Raw genomic sequence first — 1,658 nt, forward strand, 5'->3', positions numbered from 1 at the left:
CGCCCCCGTCGCCCCGGACAGGGGATGCCACGAAACAGGCCGATCCAGCCGAAGCAGCCTGTTCTCAGACCATCGCCTGTTCTCAGCGCACCGCCTGTTCTCAGCGCACCGCAGCCGGCGCGGGGCTCATTGCCGGCGCCGGTTGCGGCGCCGCGGACCCGCGCCGGTCGGGGTCGAAGCGCAGCAGCACCCGCTGCATCCGCGCCTCGACGCCCCGGTGCAGCACCCACGCCAGGCCGAGCGAGATCGCGAAGGCGAGCACGGCGAGCGCGATCGCGCGAGGCCAATGCAGCTCGGGATGCCCGTCGGGCCAGGCCGACGAGACCGAGGCGATCACGAGCAGGTGCACGAGGTAGAACGCGAACGACAACCGTCCGAGCTCCTGCCACATCGGCCGCGCGAGGAACGTCGACGACCGGTGCGCATCGGCCGACGCGAGCGAGGCGACGAGCAGCGCGAACCCGCCGACGGTGACGGCGAGCCCGGGGCGGATCTCGGTCCCGGGCAGGGCCGGCGCCTCCGAGAGCGCGTAGCCGAGCACCGCCAACGGCAGCGCGAACCGCAGCGACGCGGGCCGCCACGACGTCTGCGCCATGAGCAGCGCGAGGGCGACACCGAGCACGAACTCGGGCAGCCGCAGGAGGGGGGTGGATGCCGCGGACATCGGCACGGGCGAGACCGTGGCGATCTGCGGGGCGAGGGCGACGAGGGCGAGCGATGCCACGACCACCGCCCAGAGCACGCGGGCTGATCGTCCGGCGACCAACCGGATGATGAGCGGGAACATCAGGTAGAAGAAGGCCTCGCACACGAGCGACCAGCTCGCCGGGTTCCCGGCCTGCCACCAGTCCGGGTTCCACCCGCTGACGAGCAGGAGGTTCGCCCCGAGCGGCGCCAGACCGTCGGTGCGGATCTCGGGCACGAGCGTCGCGGCGGCGAACAGTGCGAGGCCGAGGCCGACGACGTGGAGCGGATAGATGCGTGCGGCGCGGTGCAGCCAGAACGACCGCGCGGTCTGCGCGGGCTTGTACCCCCACGCCAGCACGAACCCCGACAGGATGAAGAACAGCGTCACGCCGGTCTTCCCGGCCTCGAACACGAAGCCCCACACGTCACCGGCGCGACCGCCGAAGTACTCCACGGCCATGATGTGGTGTCCGAAGATGAGCAACGCCGTCGCCCAGCGCAGACCGGTGAGCGACGGAAGGTGTCGGGCCGCTCCCGAGCGAGGGGATGCCACGGGCCGAGCGAGCGGACGCGGAGCCGCCATGGTGGTGCTGATGGTCATCGCCTCCTGGAACGCTCGTTTCGGCGGCGCGAGAGCCGCGCGGACCCGGGAACGTTACCCGTTCGTGATGAAAAGAAGCCTGAAAGCCGCCGGGCTTGACGCGCGGCGGTGCGCGGTGGCATCCATCGGCATCCTCGTCCCTCTTCTGGCGGGGCGTGTCCCACTTATGGCCACCTCGGCGCCCTCGAAGCCGCAGAGGCTGGGACAAGGGCGACCACCCCCGCCGCGCGAGCCCGCAGCCGCGGGGAGCGGAGGAGATTCGGCGAGCGGAGGACGCATCACGGCGTTCTGGTCCTCCCTTCGCCGCATTTCCTCCGCTGCCCGGGCGCCACCGCCCGCGCGCCACACCCGCGCCCCGCCGCGCTCACCC

At 72.3% G+C, this 1,658-nt stretch carries 1 protein-coding gene; it reads right to left on the bottom strand.

Annotation, left to right across the window (positions count from 1 at the left end; translation table 11 throughout):
- Positions 1-100: 100 nt before the first annotated feature.
- Positions 101-1,288 (bottom strand): acyltransferase family protein, encoded by a 1,188-nt coding sequence (locus FE256_RS17865; RefSeq protein WP_138178330.1) that lies wholly within the window; start codon positions 1,286-1,288, stop codon positions 101-103.
- Between the last annotated feature and the right edge of the window lie 370 nt (positions 1,289-1,658).

Origin of the sequence: Microbacterium sp. 5K110 (genome assembly GCF_005774735.1) — a bacterium.
Lineage (GTDB): Bacteria > Actinomycetota > Actinomycetes > Actinomycetales > Microbacteriaceae > Microbacterium.

Excerpts from the sequence above, each read along its gene's own strand:
- FE256_RS17865 (WP_138178330.1), bottom strand. The coding sequence starts at position 1,288 with ATGACCATCAGCACCACCATGGCGGCTCCGCGTCCGCTCGCTCGGCCC.